We start from the raw sequence: 23217 nt of genomic DNA, 5'->3' as shown, positions 1-23217 counted from the left end.
AACTACCTCATTTTCGATGGTCATTGCCCCAACAAGACTGGCGGCAGGCTTTCACCACTGCATTTCAACTGCCCCAGAGCGTTGGTTCTACAGACGGTACCGTCGGAAGCACGTAAATTGCCGAGGCTATCCTCACGCCAGATCACCCGCTCCCCAGTTTTTGGGTTGCTACCACGCACATTACCCAATGCATCTTCACGGTAGGTTGTACCGTCACTGCCCTTGAGGCTGCCCAAGACATCAGTGCGCCAGGTGATGCCCGAGCCCGAATCCCTGATATTGCCGAGAGTATCCTCACGCAGGACACCCTGCTTGCCATCGTCACACCGGTAGTGGGTATGGCCCAACGTACCTTACCGATAGGTGCAGTTGGCAGCAAACACGATTTGCGGCGTTAGGCCCAGCAACAGGGCGATCAGTGACAACGGGCGTGTCGCTAACCAAAAGCCGGGTTGGTTACTCATCGCATATCCCCTCTGACGTGAACTCGGCTGACTATACCGGGCCAGCCGCACAGCTTCGATACTGGGGTTTTGCACATGTCGTGTTTTCAGGCAGGAATGCGATTTACCATCGCCATTCTGGCCTTGAAGTGAGCTCGTGAATGGTGGTGGTCTGCCCATCAACCTCGGTAAAGGGGTAACCGGTCTCCAGATCCATGCCCAGCGCATAAAGATCGCAACACGGGCAGATCGCATAAATATCCCTGCCCTTTGCCAGCACACTCGCAGGAATTGATTTAATCGACGGGTGAAGCTCACGTTGAATCTCGAGTAGTATCTCATGGCTAATGTCTACCCGAGGGGTGTCACACTGTTTGCAGCGATCACCCACTTTCAAATATCGTTTCATGTTTCTGCTTTCCTGCTAAATAAGTTATCGATGCGGGCCCGGGATCAATCCCTGTCTTGATTCATAATCAACCGCAACCGCTTGGCCAAACGGTCCGCACAAACAGGATCCAGATCCTGATTGAAATAGACTTTGGTTATTCCCATCAGATAAGCGGATAAATCGCCCCAGCTCGCTTGTTGAGCCAAGGTAGCAAGCGTAGTGATGTGGTCGTCATATTCACTCCGGCACTCCTCGAGCCCGCTTACGAAGGCGGGATCCCAATGGTTCAGCAGACAGTGACGAATCACCTCACATTGATCTGGCGTCAATGACACGGGGGGATAACGACCTGCAAGTTGATTGAACAACGCCATCATTGCCACCAACCCCTCCTGACCGAACGCCATGGTGCCCAGGTATTCAAAGTTGCGTTCATGCAACTGATGCGGCGTTTCATCATTCCACCAGCAGTAGGCCACCAACGCCCCTTGGGTACTCGCCGCGTTGTAATCGACACACACCACCTTATCGCTCAGTGGAGCCGGGAGCCCTGTCAGTGTGTAGTGACCAATAACAACCGGGGTTTCGATCACCGGATTACGGTGCTCTCCAGCCAGAGGCACAGAGGGGATCCCACTGACCATCTCGGGTTGTACTTGGGCTATATCGCGATAGGTCTTGGCCTCTTCACACCACCACTTGATACGGACCCGGTGACGCTCGGTGCCGGATTTATCCAAGAAGCTGTAACCTTGCGGCAATGCCAACTCTGGTCCCTTGAGCAAGGTTTCACACAGCTGATACAGCTCGTGTCGCTCGTCGAAGGCATCGGGCCAATGCTCAGCCTTCAGGCTGTTGTCCTCGTTGAGATATGGCCGGATCCTTTGGATGGAGCCCTCGTGCCAACAGGCATGAATAGCCCTGACATGGCCGAAGTCATGAAAGAGGGGCTGCGTCATAAACCAGTGGATCCAGGCCTGATGTTGCTCGCTCCCCTCCTCCACATCATCTAGAAAACGCTGGTGTTGTTTGCGGTTGTTATCGCTGTGGCGACGAAGCGGCAAGCCTGTTTGGGGGTGACGTAGCGCCCAACCCACAGCATTAAATTCATGGTTGCCCATCACGCAACAGGCAAGTTTCTGCTCACACAGGGCCTTGACCATGGTCAGCGCCCCTCGATGATCTATCTCATGCCCTGGCCCGTTATCGATCAAATCACCGAGAAAAACCAACTTGCGGCGTTCTTGGTGCGGATCAGGAATAAAATCGAGATGCTCGAGCAGCGCACGCAGCTTCCCGTGTTGCCCATGTATATCGCCGATAAAAATCAAATGTTGTCGCGTCATGAACTACCTAAAATCTGGAGGTGAAGAAGATTGAGCAATTGAGAATGAAATGACAGACGATCCAGCTTGAGAGCCGATAGTACCCAACTAAACCTCCAGTAGTTGAGACAGTCTCTGCAATATCATGGCAACAAGGCCACTGCGCACAGCATCATAGAGAAGGTTGTCGCACAAACGATCCATCCGAATGAGTGCGGTCAACATGCAGCAGCAGTCGAGCCTGGACCAGGTCGCAATTACGGCACTCTGTGCCTGCTCTTGCTCTGCCGGTGTCAGGGATGATGGCTGCGCCATTACAGCGCTGGCTTGTGGCCAATCCGAACCGATTGGCTGCATAATTCCCAGCTCATAGCAGGCGGAGGCGAGCACCGATGCCTGCTGATCTTCACTCTGATCCACAGCACCTTGCATACGCATAACCAGTTCGGCCAATTCGCAGTCCTGAGGCAAGCGGCAGGTATTGGCGTCATGTAGAGTCAGTGCCATATTAGAAATCTTGTCATACCAGGCTAAACGCTCACGCCAACTAGCCGGGATTCCTTCTTCGCCGTAATAGGCACCGGCCAGTTGACCATAAATGGCAGCGACAGTGTCGGCATCATCCCCTAGATTGGCAGCCAGCAAAGCACCTTCGGCAAATGTAGTGCTATGCCAGAAGCTCCATAGTGCCGCCTCCAGACTGTGCACAACATAACCACTACTGGAAATCTCGTGGCGAGTCTTGTGGCGATAAGTTCCACACGCGATCGAGGCTATCTCCTCAGGCAATACTCCCAACGCACTCAGCTCAGACTCCGTCAGTTTCAGCACCGCATCTTTGCCATCATCTTGGGAGGGATCGATGAGCAACGCCTTATCAATAAACAGCGCCATCAACTGACATGCCGCAACGGCTCGAGCCTCACCATGGGTAGTACGAGAACTCAGTGCAACCATATTCAAGAGATATTGCAGAGCATTCTCTCTTTGCACCCTATGCTGACTGTAAAAGAGAACTATGGGAGCTAATCGCATCAAGCTGCCGTTTCCTGCACTCATGGCATCTTCACTGCCGGGATAAGGATCGCCGCTTTGGCCATACCGACGCAGCGCACTTCTGACAGTGCTACCGATGTCAAAGCAATAGCCTGTCACTGAGTTTTCACCCTGCCGATACCAACGTTGATAGCGAGCTAACTGATCGAGCGGGTCATGACGATGACATGCCAACAGGCTGTCAGCTAGGCATAGCGCCATGCTGGTATCATCGGTCCATTGACCAGCTTCGAGCTTAAATGGCCCGCCCCCGATCATATCTGTCAATGTCGTGTAACTATCACGGGGAGCAAACTCTAGGGTTGTCCCCAATGCATCGCCAATAGCGAGGCCCAGCAGGCATCCCTTGGAGGCGCTTTGTCTGTTTTTCATACGTGTAATTTCCATGGAAGAGAGAGAGGCACCAATGCTCTGGCAAGACTGAGACTGTTGCGAGCCAATGATGTGGAAAATTGTCCAGTGAAGGAAAGCCCCCCATTACCCTGCTGATTGACTGATCAAGTAGAATGAGTATGTGTAGTCTAAATACACATGAAAATACTGGCTACATACACATGTCGCATTTTGGAGCACATATGACCCCCAAAGAGCTCACCTGGGATCAGACCATGCGCTTTCGTCTGCTGGAGATCGTGTTGCAGTGGGAGGGGCGGCTGACCACCAATCATTTGATGACCGCCTTCAATATCGGCCGCCAGCAAGCATCACGGGATATCAATCACTACCTGACCTACTACTCACCAGAAGGGCTGGTCTATGACCGACGCCTGAAAGGGTACAAACCTACCGCGCAATTTGTGCCCCGCTTTAGTGAAGGAAAAGTAGATGAGTACCTGATGTTGTTACATCGTGAAAAACAGCACCAACGCCAACATGAAGCGGAGCTGTTGACCCTGCCGCTGATGGATTTGCGCTACGGCCATATCGAGATCTTGGAGGTACCCAACCGCCATATCGACCCCAAGATTGTGCGGGGTCTGGTGCAAGCGGCTCGCGGTCAGTTGCGGGTCGATGTCGATTACGTATCCCTCAGCTCAGAGGAGCAGAGCGGCCGCAATATCGTGCCCCATACCCTGGTCTATGACGGGATCCGCTGGCACGTTCGCGCTTACTGCGAGAAAAAAGGGGTGTATCTGGATTTTGTGATGAGCCGCTTTCGTGGGGAACCTGAGCTACTGGATACCTCCCCTCACGGCCGGGATCAGGATCTTGAGTGGAGCACTCAGGTCACTGCGGTGGTCATACCCAACCCAACCCTCAGCGCAGGACAACAGGCCATCATTGCCAGTGACTATGCCATGCCGGATGGCAAGCTGCTGCTCAATCAGCGCATCCCTTTGATGCATTACGCGCTGGAGCGCATGCAGGTGAGCTATAACGGCGATCACGAACAGCATCCGCTGCTCTACCCGCTGGTGCTGGCAAACCGGGACGAGTTGGTAGCCAAGGGCTGCATCTTCAAGCTCCGACGCCCGGATTTGCGCGAGAGTTAAGGTACTTAGGGTATTCCCAGAATAAAAACATGGCTACAGGAAGGCTAGCCCCGTTTGTACCTACTTACTTGCTCAAGAAAGTAGCTGCCCAACTCACCCTTATGCTGGCTTGCTTCGCTTTCTGCGCTGGCCAAGTGACCGTTGCGCTCTTTCCATACCGCATACGCGGCGGCCTTCTCGACTTCGACCCGTTCTTGCTGCTCTTTCGGTAGGGCACACAGATTGTGACTCATACTGACCTCTTTGTTATTTGTTGGCACCATGGTACGCCATCACTGGCATGCGGGACTTGCGCTGGTTCAAAGGTGGTGCGCTATAATACCTGTATATAAATACAGGCGTTATTACCATGAAGTTGTTAACCCCAGACCCATCACCCGCCGAGGTGACCATCCCGCTGTTCTTGCACCGCGCCTCTTGCGGCTTTCCCAGCCCAGCCAGCGACTATCTGGAAGGGAAGTTGGACCTCAACACCCACTGCGTGGCCCACCCTGCAGCAACCTTCTATCTGCGTGCCGAGGGGGAGAGCATGACCGGGGTCGGCATCTTTCCCGGTGACTTGCTGGTGGTCGATAAGAGCCTCACCCCGCGCCATGGTGATGTGGTGATTGCACTACTCGATGGCGGCTTCACGGTAAAGACCTTGCAGCTCAAGCCGAGGTTGCGGCTGTTGCCAGCCAATCCGGCGTTCGCGCCTGTCGACCCTTGTATGAGCCTCTCCCTGGAGTTGTTCGGAGTGGTCACCCATGTGATTGGCAATCTGAGGCAGCGTGATGGCTATAGCGCTCGTTGATGTAAACAACTTCTACGCCAGCTGTGAGCGGCTGTTTCGCCCTGAGCTGCGTGGCCGCCCGATCGTGGTGCTCTCCAACAACGATGGATGCGTGGTGTCGCGCAGCCCCGAAGCCAAGGCGATGGGTATCAAGATGGCCGGGCCCTACTTCAAGATCCGCGAGCAGTTCGAGGCGCATGGCGGTGTGGCATTCAGCTCCAACTACGCGCTCTACGGCGATATGTCTGGCAGGGTGATGAGCACGTTGGAGACCATGGCCCCTGAGCTTGAGGTCTACTCCATCGATGAAGCGTTCATGGCGTTGTCGGAGTCGTTTGCCGGGGACCTGACAGCCTATGGACAACAGATCCGGCAGCGAGTGTGGCAGTGGACCGGCCTAACGGTAGGAGTCGGGATTGGCCCCACCAAGACCCTCGCCAAGCTGGCCAACTATGCAGCCAAAAAGTGGCCTGCCACGGGCGGCGTTGTGGACTTGCGTGACGAGCTGCGCCGTGCCCGGCTGATGGCTATCACCCCGGTGGACGAGGTGTGGGGAATAGGACTGCGCTTGGGGGCCAAGTTGGTGGCACAAGGCATCAACACCGTTGCTGACCTGGTGGCTAGCGACGCCAAAGGGTTACGCGCCCAATACGGCGTGGTGGTCGAGCGGATCGTACAGGAGCTGCGTGGCCTGCCTTGCGCAGAGCTGACCGTTGAACCCGCGGCGAAGTTGCAGATCCTCTCGAGCCGTTCCTTTGGTGAGCGCGTGACTGGCCGTGGAGAAATGGCTCAAGCGTTGTCAGGCTTTATGGCTCGCGCAGCCGAGAAGCTGCGGGCCGAGGGGATGTGTTGCCAGCGGGTGCACCTGTTCGTGCGAACCAGCCCCTTTGACGAACGAGCGCCTTACTACAGTGAGCAGGCTGGCGTCCGGCTGGTCTGCCCTAGCGATGATACCCGGTTGCTGCTGCAGCAAGTGAACGTGCTGCTACCGCAGATTTGGCGCGACGGTTACCGCTATCAGAAGGGGGGCATCATGCTGAGTGAGTTCACCCCCAAGGGGCAGCAACAGGCCGATCTGTTTGCCCCGTCCTCCGCTCAATCAGATGCGCTGATGGCAGTGATGGACCAGATCAAAGCCAAGGGATTGGGGCGCGTAGGCTTTGCCAGCCAAGGTACGGGGTCGCCTGAGTGGATGATGCGACAAGAGCACCTGAGCCCCTGCTACACCACCCGCTGGGAGGACCTGCCGGTGGCGAGGTAGCCCTGAGTCGGTTAGCTGCGAGGCTAGATGATTACACGTCAGGATCCAGTAACCTCCCAACGTCCGCTCTTACGCGGTCCAACAAAGCGTAATCGTCCGTCTTTGACCAGCACGGCCACAGCTCTCTCCACTGTACTGGTCGACTTGCCAATCCGCTCTGCAACTTGCTTGAGAGTTATGGTCGGCTCAGCCGCCAATTCCGCCAAGATAGCCTGCGGTGTTTTCACCCGTTTTTCTACCTGCGTTTCAACCTTCATTTCTACCCGCATTTTTTCCTGATGAGGTGATACTGCTGTTGGTTGAATCGCAATCGCTTGGGTCAGCGCATCGCGCAGCGCTTCCAGCAAAAAGAGGATGAAATCGGTACAATCACTGCGACTATCAGCCTGACTTAGCTGCTGATAGTAGTGATCTTGCCGAGCTTTGATCACCGTCTCCACTGGTAAGAAGGCCATTACTGGCTGCCAGCGACTCAATATCACCGTCTGCCATAAACGTCCCATCCGACCATTTCCATCCGCAAAGGGATGAATAAACTCCAACTCATAATGCAAGGCACAGGAAGCGATCAGCGGATGAGCCTCGGTCTCAGCCAGCCAAGTCAATAGCTGTCCCATTAGACGAGGGACCTGGTTCGCAGGGGGAGCCATATGCACTAACTGCTCGCCTCGATAGATACCTACGCCACCGCTACGCCAGTGACCCGCATCATCACAGAGTCCACGCATCAGGAGTCCATGAGCACCAAGTAAGTCTTCCGCTGAAGCCGGATCCCAATCAGGCATTGCTTCATAGGCCGCAAATGCATTACGAACCTCTTGGATTTCCCGTGGAAGCCCAAGCACCATCTTCCCCTCAATCACTGCCGTCACCTGCTCAACACTCAGAGTATTGTGCTCAATAGCTAGCGAGGCTTGGATGGTGCGGATCCGGTTCTCTCGACGCAGCATCGGCACCTGAGAGCTCTGAGTAAACCGCCACTGCCCCACCAACTCGGCGATCTCCGCCACTCGACTCAACATGGCGTGGGTCAGGGTGAAGGGAGGGGAATAGGCTGCCATGGGTTACTCCAACTGATGCGATAACAAATGAGGGTTAGCTTAACAGATCCGGGAGCAGAAACTCCCAGATCAGATGCCATCTAAAACTGCAGTAAAAGTCTTTTTATCAACACCAATAAGCCTTCAAAGGTTACTCCCCCCGAAACACTGATATCCCTCTCCACGGCGCTTCGATTCCTTTTTGGCAAGGTAGGCCGCATGGAGTAGCACTTTTTTTATAGCCACAGGATCACCTGAAAAAACTTCGTGCTGTCCCTTCTCTGAAAGTTCAACTAACCCTCGCCTCCTGCAAAAATCAATTGATACATCCGCCTCAAAGACAGCTCGATGCCAAGCCACTCTAAGCTTGTTTGCCAGATTCATATTCTCAGACTTAAATCTCCCCAGAGAGCAATAGGCATCCCCATTTAAGAAAAACATCAAGTGATAGTGAGGAACGACAGCCTCTGCTGTTTGCTCCCTCGCCCAAACATATCTGATTTCTGTTTTGCGAACCCTTTTCCCATTTGTAGCTTGGGACAGCTGATCCAGAACAAACAGTTTTTCAAGCTCCGCAAAGAATGCTTTCAACACAGCGCCATGATAACGTGAACTACCTTCTGATAGCATCCTGGTAAACAAATTATCAGGGAAGCGAAGGTCAACTCTAAAAGCAAATACCCTAGAGTATTGAGCAAAAGCATGATTCATCACAGCAACAATTTTACTGAGGTTATCCTTATCGAAAGTATACCCACTATTCTGATAGTGGCGTTCAGCCGCCACTCGATATTCATTAAGAGTGTTAAACATATTAAACTCCATAGATAGAAGAAGGGCTACATTCTGAGAATGTATGCCGGTATTAGAATTAAGGTGGCTGTTTGCGAGTGTGCACTAGCACACTTTCATTGAGGGTTTGAAACGGTGCTATCAACTTAGCGATATGATGGGTTATGAATTTCGGTATGCTGATGGTTATGACATCCACATATCTGCACTGCCGATATACATACTGTGTATGCAATTTTATTTAGTGTTTATTTTCACTCCTTATTTACACTCTTTATTTATATATTACTATTGCCGACATCAAAGCATTGAATGTCAAACCAGCTAAATAACTCTAATCCCTGATAGGACCAGACTTCTAGCCTGAGCAACGAGCCAATTCATTTCAATTGCTCGTCAGAAATTACCCCTAGCGAAGATTTATTTTCTCTTCAATCCATGACTCTATTTCAGAGCTAACCCAAGCAACAGATCTTGGGCCGATCTTGACTGATGCTGGAAATTTCCCGTCATTCATCTGACGGTAAACAGATGCCTTAGAGAGTGATGTCATTGCCATGACATCTTTCAACTTAAGTAGTTTCATGATGAGCTCCTTTGTCGTCCATAGGAGAATGTCCACATGTAAAAAACATGCCTCATCAGAGCACCAGCAAAAACAACTACAGGACACACCGCACTATAAGTCCTGCAACATACATAAAAGCATTACTTGTACTGCATATGACATTTATGGTCATACATAAGAGTAACGCTTTATTATTCAAAATGGATATCTAGATAACAGCTCAACCCCTTCATTACTGTTACAAGGTCAAGCGGATGAGTGATGCAATCTTGTTCCAGGTAGACACAATGACTGCAGCACAAAGCCATAAGCACTTTATGTAGCATTGAGCCTTAAACAACATAAATCCAGCATAGATAGAACATCCAACTTAAGTGATCATGCTCAGAAATGTGACATAATTGAGTTGAAAATCACTCCATAAGCAGTCATAGATACATGACAAAAACACATTAATTACACAATAAATTACTAAGTAATTGAAAAGAGTGGACACTAAAATGCCTCAAACAATCAATTCAATTGGCCTTACAAATAGACAAGTAAACTATCTATCAAAAATAATTCCGAATGTAGACTTCAATCATATTTATGATGAAAATACCTTTTTAAAAGAAATTCAAAAAAACGCCAGCGCTATATTAAACCGCGCGGCATATAAAGTTTTCCGTGCCGAACAAAACATTGACAAGGTTACGTTGATTGATTATATCAATTTTGAATGCATTAAACTAAGTAACTTTGACTGGATTGATACAGAAAATGAAAGGTTATGCGATTATATTTGGTCTTGCGTTAGAATTTTAAAACCATCAACATCATACTATAATCTTAATATAGATAAAGTGGATATTTTCAATAATGGAGTAAGTCTTAACTTAACTAACAACTATCTCTTTGAGATAAATAAAATCCCACTCCTGCCAAAAGATAGTAAAGCAAAGAAAGCAGCTATCATTTGTTTTTTTGATTTATTGAACAATGAACCAAAAATAAAAAACACCATACTTAATACTTTAAAAGAAAAGTGGATATTCGTAAGTAAGATACGTGATGTTGTCCAATGGGCAGACTCAAACAATAAAGAGTGGGCTTGGAACTACCTTTACAAAGGTAGCAATCCGATATGGTTTGTCGAAAATGGGCATCCAAAAAATCACTTAAATGGAATAATAACAACCTTCGACTTACTCAACGACTCTGAAGATAGAAGAGAATTATTGCTAGCAAAAATGAAATCAGCTTGGTCACAAAAGGCATATCGTGATAAGAACAACGGCAAAAAGGCGGTAAGCATTGTGCTATCTGAAGATATTATTAAAAAACTAGACTTTATCTGTGAAAACACAGATAGAAGAAAAAATGAGGTAGTCACAAGACTGATTAGAGAAGAATATGAAAAAATAAAAGAAGGCGGACACTAGTCCGCCTTTTTATTTTACTTTTTTGATGAATTCAATAACATTCCCATGATTATTATTTTTTTGCGGCTCATTTGCTATCTCAAGTTCAACCAATTCGCCCCAGCGTTGCCATAGCATTTTTTTCTTATCATCATGTCGCGAACGATGATAGGTTCTAACCAACTTATTGAGTGGGAGATGATTCAAACATAATTCGATCACTCTCTCTTCTGCATCTAATCTCTCAGCCCAATTGGTTGCAGCACTACGTCGTAAGTCATGTACGGTAAATGGCTCCATATCAGATAGTGAACGAGAAATTAAACGCCTTAAAGCTCTAGTTATCGAGTCAACTAAAATTGGCTCAATAACATCACTTTTAGGTCTGTCTGATTCAAAAACAAAGTCACCGTTTACATATAGTGCCTGTTCATCAATCAACGCTTTCGCCTGTCGAGATAAGAATACCGAATGTGGCCTCCCATTCTTGGTATCAGGGATCGTCCACATATCGTCTCTAATATGTGAAAAACGCATATTGGCGACTTCACCTCTACGACATCCAGTCAGTATTAATAGCTTGATCGCATTCGCTGCTGGTAGAGAAATAGTGGCATGGCGAGAAACACCACGCCCTCCAGCCGCCAAGCTACCACCACTGCCAAGATCCTCATCCATCGCCTTCCATAGCCTGCGCAATTCGGGGACTGTCAGCCATCTCTCTCTTGGCGAACCAGCACTGGCACCAAAATCCTTGGGCCGCAACAGTCTCGCAGGGTTGGCCTCGATAAGGCAGTGAACCACCGCATAATCCAACATCTGGTTCAGCGTTCCCAACCCCTTACGGGTTTCGTCTTTTGTTGCACGCCGAGTTATCTCTAACGCTTGTGCCAGGTGTGCACGAGTCAGATCGATTAAACGAATATTGCCGAGGGTCTTCTTGAGATGACGATTCCAACGATCCTGATGACATTGGAGGGTCTTGGGTTTGACGACCTGAGCAATACGTTGTGCATCGAGCCATCGCCCAAGTAACTCATCCATCGTCAGGGCGGTTTCATTTTTAGCCTTTTCACTAGCTACATGCTTGCGTGGATCTATCCCTTTCTTTACCAAGGCAGCCAGCTCTGCATGCTCAAGCCTGGCTCGCGCCAACGACAACGCCGGGTAATTACCCAGAACAACTGTCGCCTGAGTACCAGCAATCCGATAACGATAGACAAACCGCTTGCTCTTCCCAGCCCTAACTTCAATGGCTAATCCACCGCCATGAGGAGATTTCACCGCATAGCGGGTAATCGAAGCCTCACCTTGCAAAATCAATGAGGGGATCTCTCGATCCTGCGTTACCGGTTTTCTTGCCATAGCATTCTCTCCCCCTGTTTGGGGTACCACTTGGGGTACCACAGCAAACATGATATAGGGTGAGACTTCATGAAACTAGCTGAAACCCAACACAAGAAAAATAAACATTAAAAACAATCAGTTACCATCAGCAACTCAACTTTATAAAACCTTCTGAAACACTACCTACCTTGGCTCCTAAGGGACAGGCCACAGGTTCGACTCCTGTCGGGAGCGCCATACAAAACAAGGGGTTGGCATCATCACGATGCCAACCCCTTGGTCTTTCCGGCCGCAGGTCCCGCGGGGCCGCGCGGCAGCCGTTACACTCTAAGTCGAAGGGCGAAGCGGGAGTCCCTCATGTTGCGAGGTCCCGTGTTCTCCTCTTATGACGGGAGGGCTAATCCCATGACCCATCCGAACCAGATTGAGCTGGCTCCACTGCTCGACCGGTTGACTCCCGGCGCCCACATCCTCATCAGCGGCGATGACGGTCACCTCTGCCATGCATTGCGCGAGGCCGGCATGGTGGTGAGCGCCTGTTGCGACGCCATTCCGGCCGCCATGACCGCCTCAGCCCGGGGAGGGGTACCGGTACGGGCCGTCCCCCTGCATCGCATGAGCTCGATCGTCCCCTTCGACGGGGCCTGCCGCATTGGCGGCGAGCATCACTGGCATGCTGATCTGCGGGCTCTTCGCGCGCTGCTCAAAGCGGGTGCCCCCCTGCTCGTGCTGGGCACCCCTCCCGCCGGCGAGCCTCCCGAATGGCATCGGGAGGGCGCTATCCTGTTTCACGACTGAACCGGTATCGGCATCGGGTTTTCTTTGAATACCCCCCTGCTTTACACTCCATAAGACAAGGATCTTGCGGAGACGTCGATGCGATACCTTCTTCTTTCCACTCTCATGCTGCTGGCTGCCTGCTCGTCCACGCCACCTCCACCTCCCCCGGTGTCAACACACTCTGCCTTCGAAGGCTTCTATCAGGAGTGGCGCGGTGTCCCCTACCGACTCGGCGGCAGCTCCCGCAACGGCCTGGACTGCTCAGCCTTTACCCAGCTCGCCTATCGCCAGGTACTGGGGCTGCCCCTGCCCCGCACCACCGAATCCCAGGCCGAACTCGGCCTTCCCGTCTCCCGCTCCGCTCTGCGTCACGGGGACCTGGTCTTTTTCAAGACCGGCTGGAACCAATACCATGTGGGTGTCTATACGGGGGGCGGTGAATTTATCCACGCCTCGACCAGCAAGGGGGTGATCCGCTCGCGCCTCGATAACGTCTACTGGAAACGCCATTACTGGCAGGCCCGCCGCATGGATCCCATCCTGATGATGGCGCAGCAAGGCGCTTCCGGGTCATGAAACGCTCACAAAAGGGCGAAAAATAAGCAAACAAACCAAAAAACAGGGTGAAACAGGCTTTTTTACCAATCTTTTTATTTTTCGGGGTTCACAAGCGAAAAGTTTCTGGTAGTATTCGCCTCGCACTTGAGGAGGGGTTCCCGAGCGGCCAAAGGGATCAGACTGTAAATCTGACGGCTCTGCCTTCGAAGGTTCGAATCCTTCTCCCTCCACCATCTACCAAGTGCGACAATCAGGAAGTACCCCGTGGAGGGGTTCCCGAGCGGCCAAAGGGATCAGACTGTAAATCTGACGGCTCTGCCTTCGAAGGTTCGAATCCTTCTCCCTCCACCACTTTCCTGAACACAATCTGTGGAGGGGTTCCCGAGCGGCCAAAGGGATCAGACTGTAAATCTGACGGCTCTGCCTTCGAAGGTTCGAATCCTTCTCCCTCCACCACTATTCAGAGACCCCGGCCCAGTGCCGGGGTTTCGCTTTTCCACCCGTCTCACATTTGTCCCTCCCCTCATTTGACCCGACCGTTCCGGGGTGTTAGCTTCCTGACAAAACAATCTGTTAACAACGCCATGGACAGCTCACTCACCATCGTCATCGCCGACGATCACCCTCTCTTTCGCGGTGCCCTCTATCAGGCTGTACACCTGGCCATGAACCAGGCACACCTGCTCGAGGCAGACTCTATCGATTCCTTGCTTGCCCTGTTGGGAGAGCATGACGAGGTGGATCTGTTGCTGCTTGATTTGAAGATGCCCGGGGCCAATGGCCTGGAGGGGCTCGCCCACCTTCGTGGCCAATACCCGGATCTGCCGGTGGTCGTGGTCTCGGCAGCCGAGGAGCCCGCCATTATCGGTCAGGTGATGGCCATGGGGGCCCTCGGTTTTATCCCCAAGTCCTCCCCCATGAAGACCCTGGTCGACGCGCTCACGACGGTACTCGGTGGCGACACCTGGTTGCCGGAGGGCATCGCCTTGCAACAGGAGGAGTATCCCCTGGCCGAGCGACTCTCCAGCCTGACTCCCCAGCAATACAAGGTGCTGCTGATGCTGCGCGATGGCAGCCTCAACAAGCAGATCGCCTGGGAGCTCAGCGTCTCCGAGGCGACCATCAAGGCCCATATCACCGCCATCTTCCGCAAACTGGGGGTCAAGAATCGCACCCAGGCGGTGATCGCCCTGCAGCAGCTCGACCTGTAGACGAACAGGTCGGCGCCGGCAACCCGGATAGCCCGATAACGAAAAAAAAATGGTCTTCGATGACAGCGACTTATAGTTAAAAAAAAAGTCGTAGGAACATGCTGTATGTCGAGGCCCAACACCGCACTGCTGTTGACCGGGGGGGGCGCCCGCGCCGCCTATCAAGTGGGGGCCATCAAGGCCATCGCCGAACTCTACCCGCGCAATATCGGGATCCCGTTCCCGATCCTCTGCGGTACCTCGGCCGGGGCTATCAACGTGACGGCCCTGGCCTGCTATGCCTCCTGCTTTCAGTTGGGAGCACGCAAGCTGGAGTGGGTGTGGCGCCGCTTCGAGACGCGCCATATCTTTACCTTCTTTCCAGGTCAGGTGCTGCGCCGCCTCCTGTTTGAGGGATCGGCGGGGCTGATTCGCCCCACCCCCAACCCGGCCTTTAACCTCTTCTCCCACGACCCCCTGCGCCGCCTGCTGGATCAGCTCATCGACTATGAGCGGATCGACGACAACCTCCTCTACGGCACTCTGGAGGCGCTGGCTATCACGGCGTCAGACTACTATGGTGGCCAGTCCACCACCTTCTTTCAGGGGCGACCCGATCACCTCCCGTGGGAGCGCGCGAGGCGCCGTGGCGTCAGAACCGTCATCAATACCGACCATCTGCTGGCTTCGGCGGCGCTCCCCTTCGTCTTCCCCCCCCTGATGATCGAGGGGCACTACTATGGGGATGGCTCCATCCATCAGCTCAGCCCCCTAAGCCCGGCCATCCACCTGGGGGCCGAGCATATATTGGTGATCTCCCTCGATGCCCCCCACAAGGAGCGGCCCCACAGCCACAGCCTGACCAGCTCGGAGATCGCCAGCCACCTGCTCAACACCGTCTTCACCGACACCCTCAACTCGGATCTCGAGCGACTGTGGCGCATCAACAAGACGCTCGCCATGCTGCCGCGGGGGGAGCGTGAGCGACTCAAACTCAAGTCGGTCGAAACCTGTCTGCTCAAGCCGAGCCAGGATCTCGACGAACTGGCGATCCCCTATCTGCCCAGGCTCCCCGTCCATGTGCGTCGCCTGCTGCGGATCCTGGGGGTCAAGGGGGATGAGCCGAGCACCCTGGCCAGCTTCCTGATGTTTCATCCGGGCTATTGCCAACGCCTCATCCGACTGGGCTATGAAGATACCCTGGCCGATCAGGAGCGCGTCTGCGCCTTTCTCGATCTCATCCCCCCCTACCGGGCGGAGCAACCGGCCTGAGGCTAGCCCCCCTCCAACAGTCGCTGGACCCCCTGCTCGATGTCGGCACTGTTGCCAAACAAAATGATGGTATCCCCCTTCATCAGACGCAGGGTCGACAGGGGCTCCAGGCTCTCCTGCTCGCGCAGCACCTCCTTGATATGCACCGCCAACCCCAACTCCTCGATGCGTCGCCCTATGGCCCAGGCCTGCCCCTCCAGCAGCACCGGATGCAACCGCTCCAGCACCAGCTCCCGCTCGATCCCGGCGCCGCTCTGGTCACCCCAGTAGAAGCCGTGCAAGAAGCGATAGTGGGTGCGCCGCTCCTGCTCCATACGGCGGATGATGCGCCCGATAGGAATGTCGCAATTCACCAGCACATGGGAGACCAGCATCAGCGCCCCCTCCTGGGACTCGGGTACTATCTCCTGGGCGCCGGCCGCCAGGTAAGCCTCGAGATGGGTATCATCCCGAGTGCGCACCAGCGTCTTGACCCCGGGCGCCAGCTCCTTGACCAGCGCCAGCATCCCTTCGATACGCCGCCTGTCGTCGAAGGTAATGATGAGCAGCCGGGCCCGTGACAGACCGGCCGCCAGCAGGATCTCCCGTCGTCCCGCATCCCCAAAGGCCACCTGCTCTCCGGCCAGCCTGGCCTCGCTGACTCGCTCCGGATCGAGATCCAGTGCCAGAAAGGGGATCTCCTCGAGCCTTAAGAAGCGGGCACAGGTCTGACCGACCCGGCCAAAGCCGGCGATGATCACATGATCGCACTTGCCCAGGCCGCTCTGGGCCACTTCGGACTGGGCGAGCAGCCGTGAGCGGGTCAATGAGGCGGCCCATGCCTGGGAGCGGTTGATAAGCCAGGGAGTCATGGCAATGGAGAGCACCCCGACCCCGATGAGCAGGGAGGTCTGGTCGCGGCTGAGCAGACCGTGTTGGGCCGCCAGCGCCAGCAGCACGAAGCCGAACTCCCCCATCTGGCTCAGCATGATGCCGGCGGCCAAACTGTCTCGTTTGCGCTCCCCCATCAGGCGCCCGGCCAACATGACCAGCACCGCCTTGCAGAGCATGAGCGCGAGCACGGCCCCCATCACCCAGGACCAGTGCTGGGCCACCCGCTGCCACTCCATGCTCATGCCGACGGTGACGAAGAAGAGCCCCATCAACATGTCGCGAAAGGGGCGAATATCGACCTCAAGCTGGTGCCGGTAATGGGACTCCCCCAGCATCATGCCGGCCAGGAAGGCCCCCAGTGCCATGGAGAGGCCCAGCCAGTTGGTCAGCAGGGCCGCGAGCAGCGCCACCAGCAGGGTCGTCATCACGAAGAGTTCGTCAGAGCGAACCCGGGCCACCTCAAAGAAGAGTCTGGGCAGCAGCCACTTCCCCACCGCCAACAGGCCCACCAGCGCCAGCATCCCCTTGCCCGAGGCGATCAGCACCAGCTGGAGCAGGGCAACCCCCTCCACCTCAGGCTCGGCAAAAATGGGGATCATCACCAACAGGGGAACCACCGCCAGATCCTGAAACAGGAGCACACTCACCCCCAGCTGGGCACGCCGGGTATGCAGCAAGTTCTCGTCGCCCAGCTGCTTGATCACCACCGCCGTCGAGGACATGGCCAGGGTGCCCCCCACCACCAGGGCCTGGGGCAGGGAGAACGACCAGGCCAGCAGGACCGCCACACAGAGCAGGGAGGTGAGCAATACCTGCAGCAGACCGACACCAAGCACCAGGCGGCGCATGGCGATGAGTCGTGGCAGGGAGAACTCCAGACCGAGGGAGAACATCAAAAAGACGACCCCCAGATCGCCCAGGGTATGCATCACCTCCTGATTGCTGACCGCCCCGCTGCCATAGGGGCCCAGCAGCACCCCCACCAACAGGTAGGCGAGGATCGCCGGCAACCCGAGGCGTCGGAAAAGTGCCACCAAGAGGACGGCGACGAGCAGGAGTAGCAGCAGTTCCCGGTACAATTTTTCCTCCTGTTTGATTGACTTAAGTCTAGTCAGCCAAATCGGGAGGCAGTGATCATCTTTTCGGCACGTTGTTTGCAGAAGTGTTGCGTGAAGAGGGGGAAAATGTCATTCCCCGGGTTGTAAGGAGTAGGCTGTGGACAATACAACGACGGCCGGCATGTTGAGCCAGGGGCTCGACCACTGGGTCAGACAGAGTGAACGCCTGACCTGCCTCTCGAGTGCGGAGCGGATCACGCTGATCGAGTCGCTGCTCGCCCAACAGAGCCTGAGCGACTTGCTGGCAACCTTTGCCAGCGAGGCGGCAAAGATTGTCCGGATCCGCTCTTTGCTCATCGACTGCGGACAACCCCGCCACATCATCAACAGCGAGGGCGCCGTACTGCATCACAGCTTCGAGCTGCGCGGCAGTGACAACCACCTGCTCGGCCTCATCCACTATGGGCTGGATCAGACCCCGAGCCAGGGACAATTGCGACTGCTGGAGCAGTATCACCTGGTGCTGGTGCAACCCCTGCGCCTGATGCTGCGCCTGGAGCAGCTGCAACTGCAGGTGCGCCTCGATCACCTCACGGCCCTGGGCAACCGCGCCTATTTTGACGAGGCCATTGGCCGGGCGGTGGAGCAGCACAGCCGCGACTCCCGTGGCCTGGTGCTGGCGCTGGTCGATCTGGATCGCTTCAAGCAGATCAACGACACCTGGGGGCACCCGGTCGGCGATCTGGTGCTCACCCGCTTTGCCCACCTGCTGCAGGAGGTGATCCGCACCACGGATCAGGCCTTCCGCCTCGGCGGCGACGAGTTTGCCCTGATCCTGCAGCCGGCCGAGCCGGCCGCCTGGCAGCCGGTCTGGCTCAGGCTCAACGAGCAGCTGGCCTGCCACCGTGAGCTCTCCACCTTCTCGGTGGGCTGCAGCATGGGCGGAGCCAGCTGGCATCCTGGCATGAGCGTTCACCAGCTCTATGAGCTGGCCGATGCCGACCTCTACCTGCGCAAGGTGCGGCGCGGCTAGTCCTGGCACCACTGCCAGGCGAGCCCCCTGCCGGCCTCACAGATGAATCCCTGGCAGATGAAGACCCCGAGCACCGCCGCCGGAGTCTCGCCGTAATAGAGGATGGGGATGCGCCCTCGCTGCCAGGAGGGGATCCCATACTCCTGCCACAGCTTCTTGAGCCTTCTGCTGCCAGCCCGCCCCTCTGGATGCAAGCGGCATCCTGGGGGCACGTCGAAGCGTACCGACAGCAGCTCCCCCTGCCGGGGCAATCGCAGTGCCCCCCCTTGTGTCTCCCGCAGTTGCAGGTGCCCCAACCCCTCGGGAAGCGTCAACGACAGACCCGGCTGCAGGCTCCCCTGCCACGCCAGGGGGCGGGCCTCTCCCTCGCTACGACGCAGCAGGTGAAGCGCCCCGTCATGGCGGCGACAACTCCACTCATCCCAGCTGAGGCAAGGATTGGCATCCTCCCTGGCACAGGCCACCTCGAGCCAGAGGCGCTGCAACTGCTCGCGAGAGGGCGCGCTGGCACCACAGTGCCGGAGCCAGTAACGCAGCAAGTTATGACGACGGGTAGCCGAAAACGCCCCCAGAGCGGCGATGGCCAGCCCCTCCCCGCAGGAGGCGCGCTGCAGATCCTCGGCCGCCACCTCGTCGAGCAGCGCCGAACTCTCGGCACAAAGCTCGGCGCTGCGCCCGGCCGTCTGCAAGATGGCGGGCCAGCGCTCGCGCAGCAAGGGCACCAGGTGCAGGCGCAAGAAGTTGCGATCGAAGCGAGCGTCGCCGTTGCTCTCGTCATCGACCCAATCTATCCCGGCGTGCTGCGCCGCCGCGGCCAGTTGCTGGCGGGAGAAAGAGAGCCAGGGGCGCAGATGTACCCCCTCTCCAAACGGCTGCGCAGGGCGCATCGCCCCCAGGCCGCGCACACCACTACCCCGCTTGAGGGCCAGCAGCAGGGTCTCGAGCTGATCGTCTCCGTGATGGGCCGTGAGCAGCACGCCTCCCACCGGAAGACGGGTTCGCAACACCTCATAACGGGCCTCACGCGCCTGGGCCTCCAGGCTCTCCCCCGTCCCTCTGGCCAGCAGGACCCGCTCCGTCACCAAGGGCACCCCCAACTCGTCGCAGCGAGCCTGACAGAAGGCCATCCAGGTGTCGGCGTGGGGACTCAGACCATGGTGCACATGGATCGCCACCAAGCGATGTCGCCACGTCGGGTCGGCGGCGAGCAGGGTCAGTAACAGGGCAGAGTCGAGCCCCCCGCTCAGGGCCAGACACAGGGGCGCAGAGGGGTAGTCGCCGAGCGCCTGATGCAGGGCCAGGCGCAGAGGAGAGTCGCTGAAGGTGGTCATAAGGCATCCCGGGTACAGATCGGGGCATCATACCACCACTTGAATCGCAGCATCGGCCAATGTGATAACGTGTTCCCCTCATCGCGCCCGGCAACAGTACCACCACTTGAGTCACGGGATCGGGCACTGATAGAGTGTTCCCCTCATGCCGCCCGGCAACATGGACAGGCTGAACCCCTATTGGATAGCAAGAGACGAATAACAATGACCCATAAGCTGACCTTAAGCGCCTCTCTGGTGGCCCTGGCCCTGTTGGCCGGTTGCCAGAGCACCCCGCCTCGCCACAGCGGACTGCAGGGCGCCAACATGGATCTCGGCGTCAAGCCGGGCGATGACTTCTTCCGTTATGCCAACGGCCACTGGCTCGGTACGGCCCGGATTCCGGCCGACCGCCCCGCCGACGGCGCCTTCTATGCCTTGCGCGATCGCTCCCTGGCCGACGTCAAGGTGCTGGTGGATGAGGCGGTCAAGGCCAACGCCAGCGAGGGGAGCGATCAGCAGATCGCGGCCCTCTATGAAAGTTACATGGACCGCACCCGGCGCGATGCCCTGGGCATGGCCCCCCTCAGCCCGCTGCTTGCCGAGATAGACAAGGTCCAGAGCCAAAGCGATCTGGCCCACGCCTTCGCCCGCAGTGCACGCATCGGTGGCGGCGCCCCCTTCGCCTTCTGGATCGGGGCCGACGAGAAAGATCCCGACAGCTACAGCGTCACCCTCTACCAGAGCGGCCTCGGCCTGCCGGATCGGGACTACTACCTCAAAGACGACGCCGAGGCGCGCGCACTGCAGCAAAAGTACCAGGCTCATATCGCCGCCATGCTGGCCCGCAGCGGCATCCCCGCTGCCGAGGCCGATACCCAAGCCGCCCGCATCCTGGCCCTGGAGACCCGGATCGCCAGGCTGCAATGGGACAATGTCACCCTGCGCGACCGGGAGAAGGGCTATAACCCCAAGAGCCAGGCCGAGCTTAAACAACTGGCCAGCCGTTTCGACTGGGGACGCTGGCTCGACGATACCGGGCTTGCGAAGCAACAGCGCCTCATCGTCGGCCAGCCCGACTACCTGGCCGGTGTCGATGCGCTGATGCAGGAGACGCCCCTGGCAGACTGGCGCGCCTACCTGCGCTGGCATCTCATCAGCAGTTGGGCCCCCTATCTGGACAAGGAGACCGACCGCCTCAACTTCGCCTTCTTCGGCACCACCCTGAGCGGTACGCCGCAGCAGCGTCCGGACTGGGAGCGTGCCCTGGGAGTGCTCGACGATCATCTGGGTGAGGCGGTCGGCGAGCGCTATGTGGCCCGCTACTTCCCCCCCGCCGCCAAGGCGCGCATGGAGCAGTTGGTGGAGAATTTGCGCACCGCCTACGGCGAGAGCATCCGGGAACTCGACTGGATGAGCGAGCCCACCAAGGCCAAGGCCCTCGAGAAGCTGGCCAAGTTCCGCCCCAAGATTGGTTACCCGGACAAGTGGAAGGACTACAGCGCCCTCTCCCTGCGCGCCGACGATCTGGTGGGCAACCTGCTGCGGGCCAGCGAATTTGAATACGCCGATAACCTGGCGCGCCTCGGCAAGCCGGTGGATCGGGACGAGTGGCACATGACGCCGCAGACGGTGAACGCCTACTACAACCCGAGCAACAACGAGATCGTCTTCCCGGCGGCCATACTGCAGCCCCCCTTCTTCGATATGCAGGCGGACGATGCGGTCAACTACGGTGCCATCGGCGGGGTCATTGGCCACGAGATGGGACACGGTTTTGATGATCAGGGAGCAAAATCGGATGGCGACGGCGTCCTCACCAACTGGTGGAGTGCACAAGATCTCAAGGAGTTCCGCTTCCGCACCAGCCGCCTGGTAGCCCAGTACAACCGCTTCGAGCCCATCGAGGGACAGTACGTCAACGGCGCCTTCACCCTGGGTGAGAACATCGGCGATCTGGGTGGCCTTACCATAGCCCACAAGGCTTATCTCCTCTCCCTCGATGGCAAGGGGGCGCCGGTCATCGATGGCTATAGCGGCGAGCAGCGCTTCTTCCTGGGTTGGGCCCAGGTGTGGAAGGGCAAGTATCGCCCCGAGCTGATGCAGATGCTGCTGCGCTCCGACCCCCACTCTCCGCCCGAGTATCGGGTCAACGGTGTGGTGCCAAACATTCCGGCATTCTACGATGCCTTTAACGTCAAACCCGGCGACAAGCTCTACCTGCCACCGGAAAAACGGGTCAAGATCTGGTGATGACCCTGAGGAAATGATGATGAAAAGATGGGGCTTTACCCTGTTGCTGGCCATGGCCGGCGCCACGCAGGCGGGAGAGCTCCCGCGGCAGTTGACCCTGCCAACGGGACTGGTGATCACGCTGGAGCAGGGGAGCGGCGAGCCTGCCTCTATCGGCAGCTATGCCCTTCGCCTCTACTCCGGGAGCAATCCCCGGTTTCCTCTCGATGACTTTATCGCCGGCATCATCATGCCCCGCAACGGCAGCCTGGTCGCGGCCAGGCTGGTCGATCTCAACGATGACAAGCAACCAGAGTTGATCGTGGTGGCCCAAAGTGCCGGCAGCGGTGGCTATCTCTCGGCCGATGCCTTCACCGTTACCCCGGAGGGCATAGAGAGCTACAGTCAGGTGGTGGATCTGCCCCCGGACAGCGATCTGGTCAAGGCACTCAGGGCGCCGCAGGAGTGATCGACCATAACCGGACAGGGGAGCCATGGCTCCCCTGTTTGCTATCTAGGCCCCCGAAGGCTCAGAGATGGCCCATCCACCCCTTGAGCCAGGCCAGGGCCGGACGCTCCGGCTCATCCTCTTGCCCGGCATCGATCTCGAGACGGGGCACCAGGGGATGGGCCCCCAGCTCTTGCAGCAGACCATCCAGGGTTCGACCGGCTCCGCAATAAGTATCGCCATAACCACTGTCGCCCATGGCAATCAGGGCGTAGCGCAGGGGAGAGAGCCAGGGAGACTGGTGGCGCAGATCGTCGGCGAAAGGAGCCAGGTTTTCCGGTATATCCCCCTGCCCCGTGGTGGAGGTGACAAGCAGCAGGAAACGCTCCGGGCTGAGATCCCTGGCCCGCGCCTCCTCATTGATTGTGACCCTGTGCCCGCCACGCTTGAGCTCACGAGCCAGCTGCTCGGCCACCAGCGCCGCCGAGCCATAGACGGTCCCCACAAACAGATCCACTTGCGCCATCGTCACTCTCCTTCTCCACGATAAGCCCCAGCATGGCACAGAGGGG

22 protein-coding genes and 3 tRNA genes are annotated in these 23217 nt (G+C 56.4%); 14 read left to right on the top strand and 11 right to left on the bottom strand.

From position 1 onward, the window contains the following. Nucleotides 1–567: 567 nt before the first annotated feature. From BN1133_RS02600 to BN1133_RS02585, 3 genes are all read right to left on the bottom strand, one after another. Nucleotides 568–852: a hypothetical protein gene (locus BN1133_RS02600; protein WP_050664993.1), complete on the bottom strand. Its 285-nt coding sequence runs from the start codon at nt 850–852 to the stop codon at nt 568–570. A gap of 44 nt (nt 853–896) precedes the next feature. Continuing rightward, nucleotides 897–2180 carry a metallophosphoesterase gene (locus BN1133_RS02595; RefSeq protein WP_231686229.1) on the bottom strand — a complete coding sequence of 428 codons (1284 nt, stop codon included), beginning with the start codon at nt 2178–2180 and terminating at the stop codon, nt 897–899. An 87-nt stretch (nt 2181–2267) separates the two neighbouring features. Further along, on the bottom strand, nt 2268–3587 hold the full coding sequence (locus tag BN1133_RS02585) for an ADP-ribosylglycohydrolase family protein (RefSeq protein WP_197273645.1): 1320 nt from the start codon (nt 3585–3587) through the stop codon (nt 2268–2270). 203 nt (nt 3588–3790) lie between these two features. On the opposite strand from BN1133_RS02585, the gene BN1133_RS02580 reads away from it, so the two are divergent. Then, nucleotides 3791–4708 carry a BrxR family helix-turn-helix transcriptional regulator gene (locus BN1133_RS02580; RefSeq protein ID WP_050664991.1) on the top strand — a complete coding sequence of 306 codons (918 nt, stop codon included), beginning with the start codon at nt 3791–3793 and terminating at the stop codon, nt 4706–4708. Between the two features lie 44 nt (nt 4709–4752). Here the strand turns inward: BN1133_RS02580 and BN1133_RS02575 are convergent, their stop codons facing one another. Beyond that, a complete protein-coding gene (locus BN1133_RS02575; RefSeq protein ID WP_050664990.1) occupies nt 4753–4941 on the bottom strand; it encodes a DUF3283 family protein in 189 nt (62 codons plus the stop codon). 116 nt (nt 4942–5057) lie between these two features. On the opposite strand from BN1133_RS02575, the gene umuD reads away from it, so the two are divergent. Both umuD and umuC read left to right on the top strand, forming a co-directional pair. Next, nucleotides 5058–5501 (top strand): translesion error-prone DNA polymerase V autoproteolytic subunit, encoded by a 444-nt coding sequence (gene umuD / locus BN1133_RS02570; RefSeq protein ID WP_050664989.1) that lies wholly within the window; start codon nt 5058–5060, stop codon nt 5499–5501. After that, complete coding sequence (gene umuC, locus BN1133_RS02565) at nt 5482–6741, top strand: translesion error-prone DNA polymerase V subunit UmuC (protein ID WP_050664988.1); 1260 nt, start codon at nt 5482–5484, stop codon at nt 6739–6741. Before umuD ends, umuC begins: the two co-directional genes overlap by 20 nt. A gap of 38 nt (nt 6742–6779) precedes the next feature. Here umuC and BN1133_RS02560 read toward each other — a convergent pair whose 3' ends face one another. From BN1133_RS02560 to BN1133_RS19485, 3 genes are all read right to left on the bottom strand, one after another. Further along, complete coding sequence (locus BN1133_RS02560; protein ID WP_050664987.1) at nt 6780–7802, bottom strand: Fic family protein; 1023 nt, start codon at nt 7800–7802, stop codon at nt 6780–6782. Nucleotides 7803–7925: 123 nt separating this feature from the next. Beyond that, a complete protein-coding gene (locus tag BN1133_RS02555; protein WP_050664986.1) occupies nt 7926–8594 on the bottom strand; it encodes a YagK/YfjJ domain-containing protein in 669 nt (222 codons plus the stop codon). Nucleotides 8595–8982: 388 nt separating this feature from the next. Next, nucleotides 8983–9159, bottom strand: coding sequence for a helix-turn-helix transcriptional regulator (locus BN1133_RS19485; protein ID WP_013724060.1), 177 nt, complete (start codon nt 9157–9159; stop codon nt 8983–8985). Nucleotides 9160–9641: 482 nt separating this feature from the next. On the opposite strand from BN1133_RS19485, the gene BN1133_RS19955 reads away from it, so the two are divergent. After that, on the top strand, nt 9642–10565 hold the full coding sequence (locus BN1133_RS19955) for a hypothetical protein (protein ID WP_153006713.1): 924 nt from the start codon (nt 9642–9644) through the stop codon (nt 10563–10565). 9 nt (nt 10566–10574) lie between these two features. Here the strand turns inward: BN1133_RS19955 and BN1133_RS19480 are convergent, their stop codons facing one another. After that, nucleotides 10575–11909, bottom strand: coding sequence for a tyrosine-type recombinase/integrase (locus tag BN1133_RS19480; RefSeq protein ID WP_082177871.1), 1335 nt, complete (start codon nt 11907–11909; stop codon nt 10575–10577). 387 nt (nt 11910–12296) lie between these two features. Between BN1133_RS19480 and BN1133_RS02550 the strand changes: the two genes are divergently transcribed. The 7 genes from BN1133_RS02550 (at nt 12297) to BN1133_RS02520 (ending at nt 15691) form a co-directional block, all read left to right on the top strand. Continuing rightward, entirely contained in the window at nt 12297–12689 is a 393-nt protein-coding gene (locus BN1133_RS02550) for a hypothetical protein (protein WP_050664985.1), read from the top strand. 78 nt (nt 12690–12767) lie between these two features. Further along, nucleotides 12768–13247 (top strand): C40 family peptidase, encoded by a 480-nt coding sequence (locus tag BN1133_RS02545; protein WP_050664984.1) that lies wholly within the window; start codon nt 12768–12770, stop codon nt 13245–13247. A gap of 130 nt (nt 13248–13377) precedes the next feature. Further along, nucleotides 13378–13462 (top strand) — tRNA-Tyr (locus BN1133_RS02540). A gap of 33 nt (nt 13463–13495) precedes the next feature. Beyond that, nucleotides 13496–13580: transfer RNA gene (locus BN1133_RS02535), tRNA-Tyr, on the top strand. A gap of 20 nt (nt 13581–13600) precedes the next feature. Beyond that, nucleotides 13601–13685 (top strand) — tRNA-Tyr (locus BN1133_RS02530). A 128-nt stretch (nt 13686–13813) separates the two neighbouring features. Next, nucleotides 13814–14440, top strand: a complete 627-nt coding sequence (locus BN1133_RS02525) for a response regulator transcription factor (protein ID WP_050664983.1) — start codon at nt 13814–13816, stop codon at nt 14438–14440. A 105-nt stretch (nt 14441–14545) separates the two neighbouring features. Then, nucleotides 14546–15691, top strand: a complete 1146-nt coding sequence (locus BN1133_RS02520) for a patatin-like phospholipase family protein (protein WP_050664982.1) — start codon at nt 14546–14548, stop codon at nt 15689–15691. Nucleotides 15692–15693: 2 nt separating this feature from the next. Here BN1133_RS02520 and BN1133_RS02515 read toward each other — a convergent pair whose 3' ends face one another. Further along, nucleotides 15694–17643 (bottom strand): cation:proton antiporter domain-containing protein, encoded by a 1950-nt coding sequence (locus tag BN1133_RS02515; protein ID WP_050664981.1) that lies wholly within the window; start codon nt 17641–17643, stop codon nt 15694–15696. Nucleotides 17644–17803: 160 nt separating this feature from the next. Here BN1133_RS02515 and BN1133_RS02510 point away from each other — a divergent pair, with 160 nt between their 5' ends. After that, a complete protein-coding gene (locus BN1133_RS02510; protein WP_050664980.1) occupies nt 17804–18655 on the top strand; it encodes a GGDEF domain-containing protein in 852 nt (283 codons plus the stop codon). Here BN1133_RS02510 and tilS read toward each other — a convergent pair. Beyond that, on the bottom strand, nt 18652–19986 hold the full coding sequence (gene tilS / locus BN1133_RS02505) for a tRNA lysidine(34) synthetase TilS (protein ID WP_082177870.1): 1335 nt from the start codon (nt 19984–19986) through the stop codon (nt 18652–18654). The genes BN1133_RS02510 and tilS overlap by 4 nt on opposite strands. Nucleotides 19987–20190: 204 nt before the next feature. Here tilS and BN1133_RS02500 point away from each other — a divergent pair, with 204 nt between their 5' ends. Both BN1133_RS02500 and BN1133_RS02495 read left to right on the top strand, forming a co-directional pair. Continuing rightward, entirely contained in the window at nt 20191–22218 is a 2028-nt protein-coding gene (locus BN1133_RS02500; protein ID WP_050664979.1) for a M13 family metallopeptidase, read from the top strand. A 19-nt stretch (nt 22219–22237) separates the two neighbouring features. Continuing rightward, a complete protein-coding gene (locus BN1133_RS02495; protein ID WP_050664978.1) occupies nt 22238–22666 on the top strand; it encodes a PliI family lysozyme inhibitor of I-type lysozyme in 429 nt (142 codons plus the stop codon). 61 nt (nt 22667–22727) lie between these two features. Here BN1133_RS02495 and BN1133_RS02490 read toward each other — a convergent pair whose 3' ends face one another. Next, complete coding sequence (locus BN1133_RS02490) at nt 22728–23171, bottom strand: flavodoxin (protein ID WP_050664977.1); 444 nt, start codon at nt 23169–23171, stop codon at nt 22728–22730. Nucleotides 23172–23217 lie beyond the last annotated feature (46 nt).

Source organism: Aeromonas schubertii (assembly GCF_000820105.1).
Lineage (GTDB): Bacteria > Pseudomonadota > Gammaproteobacteria > Enterobacterales > Aeromonadaceae > Aeromonas > Aeromonas schubertii.
Note: the sequence above shows the minus strand (reverse complement) of the source record. Positions and strands in the feature narration are given on the sequence as shown.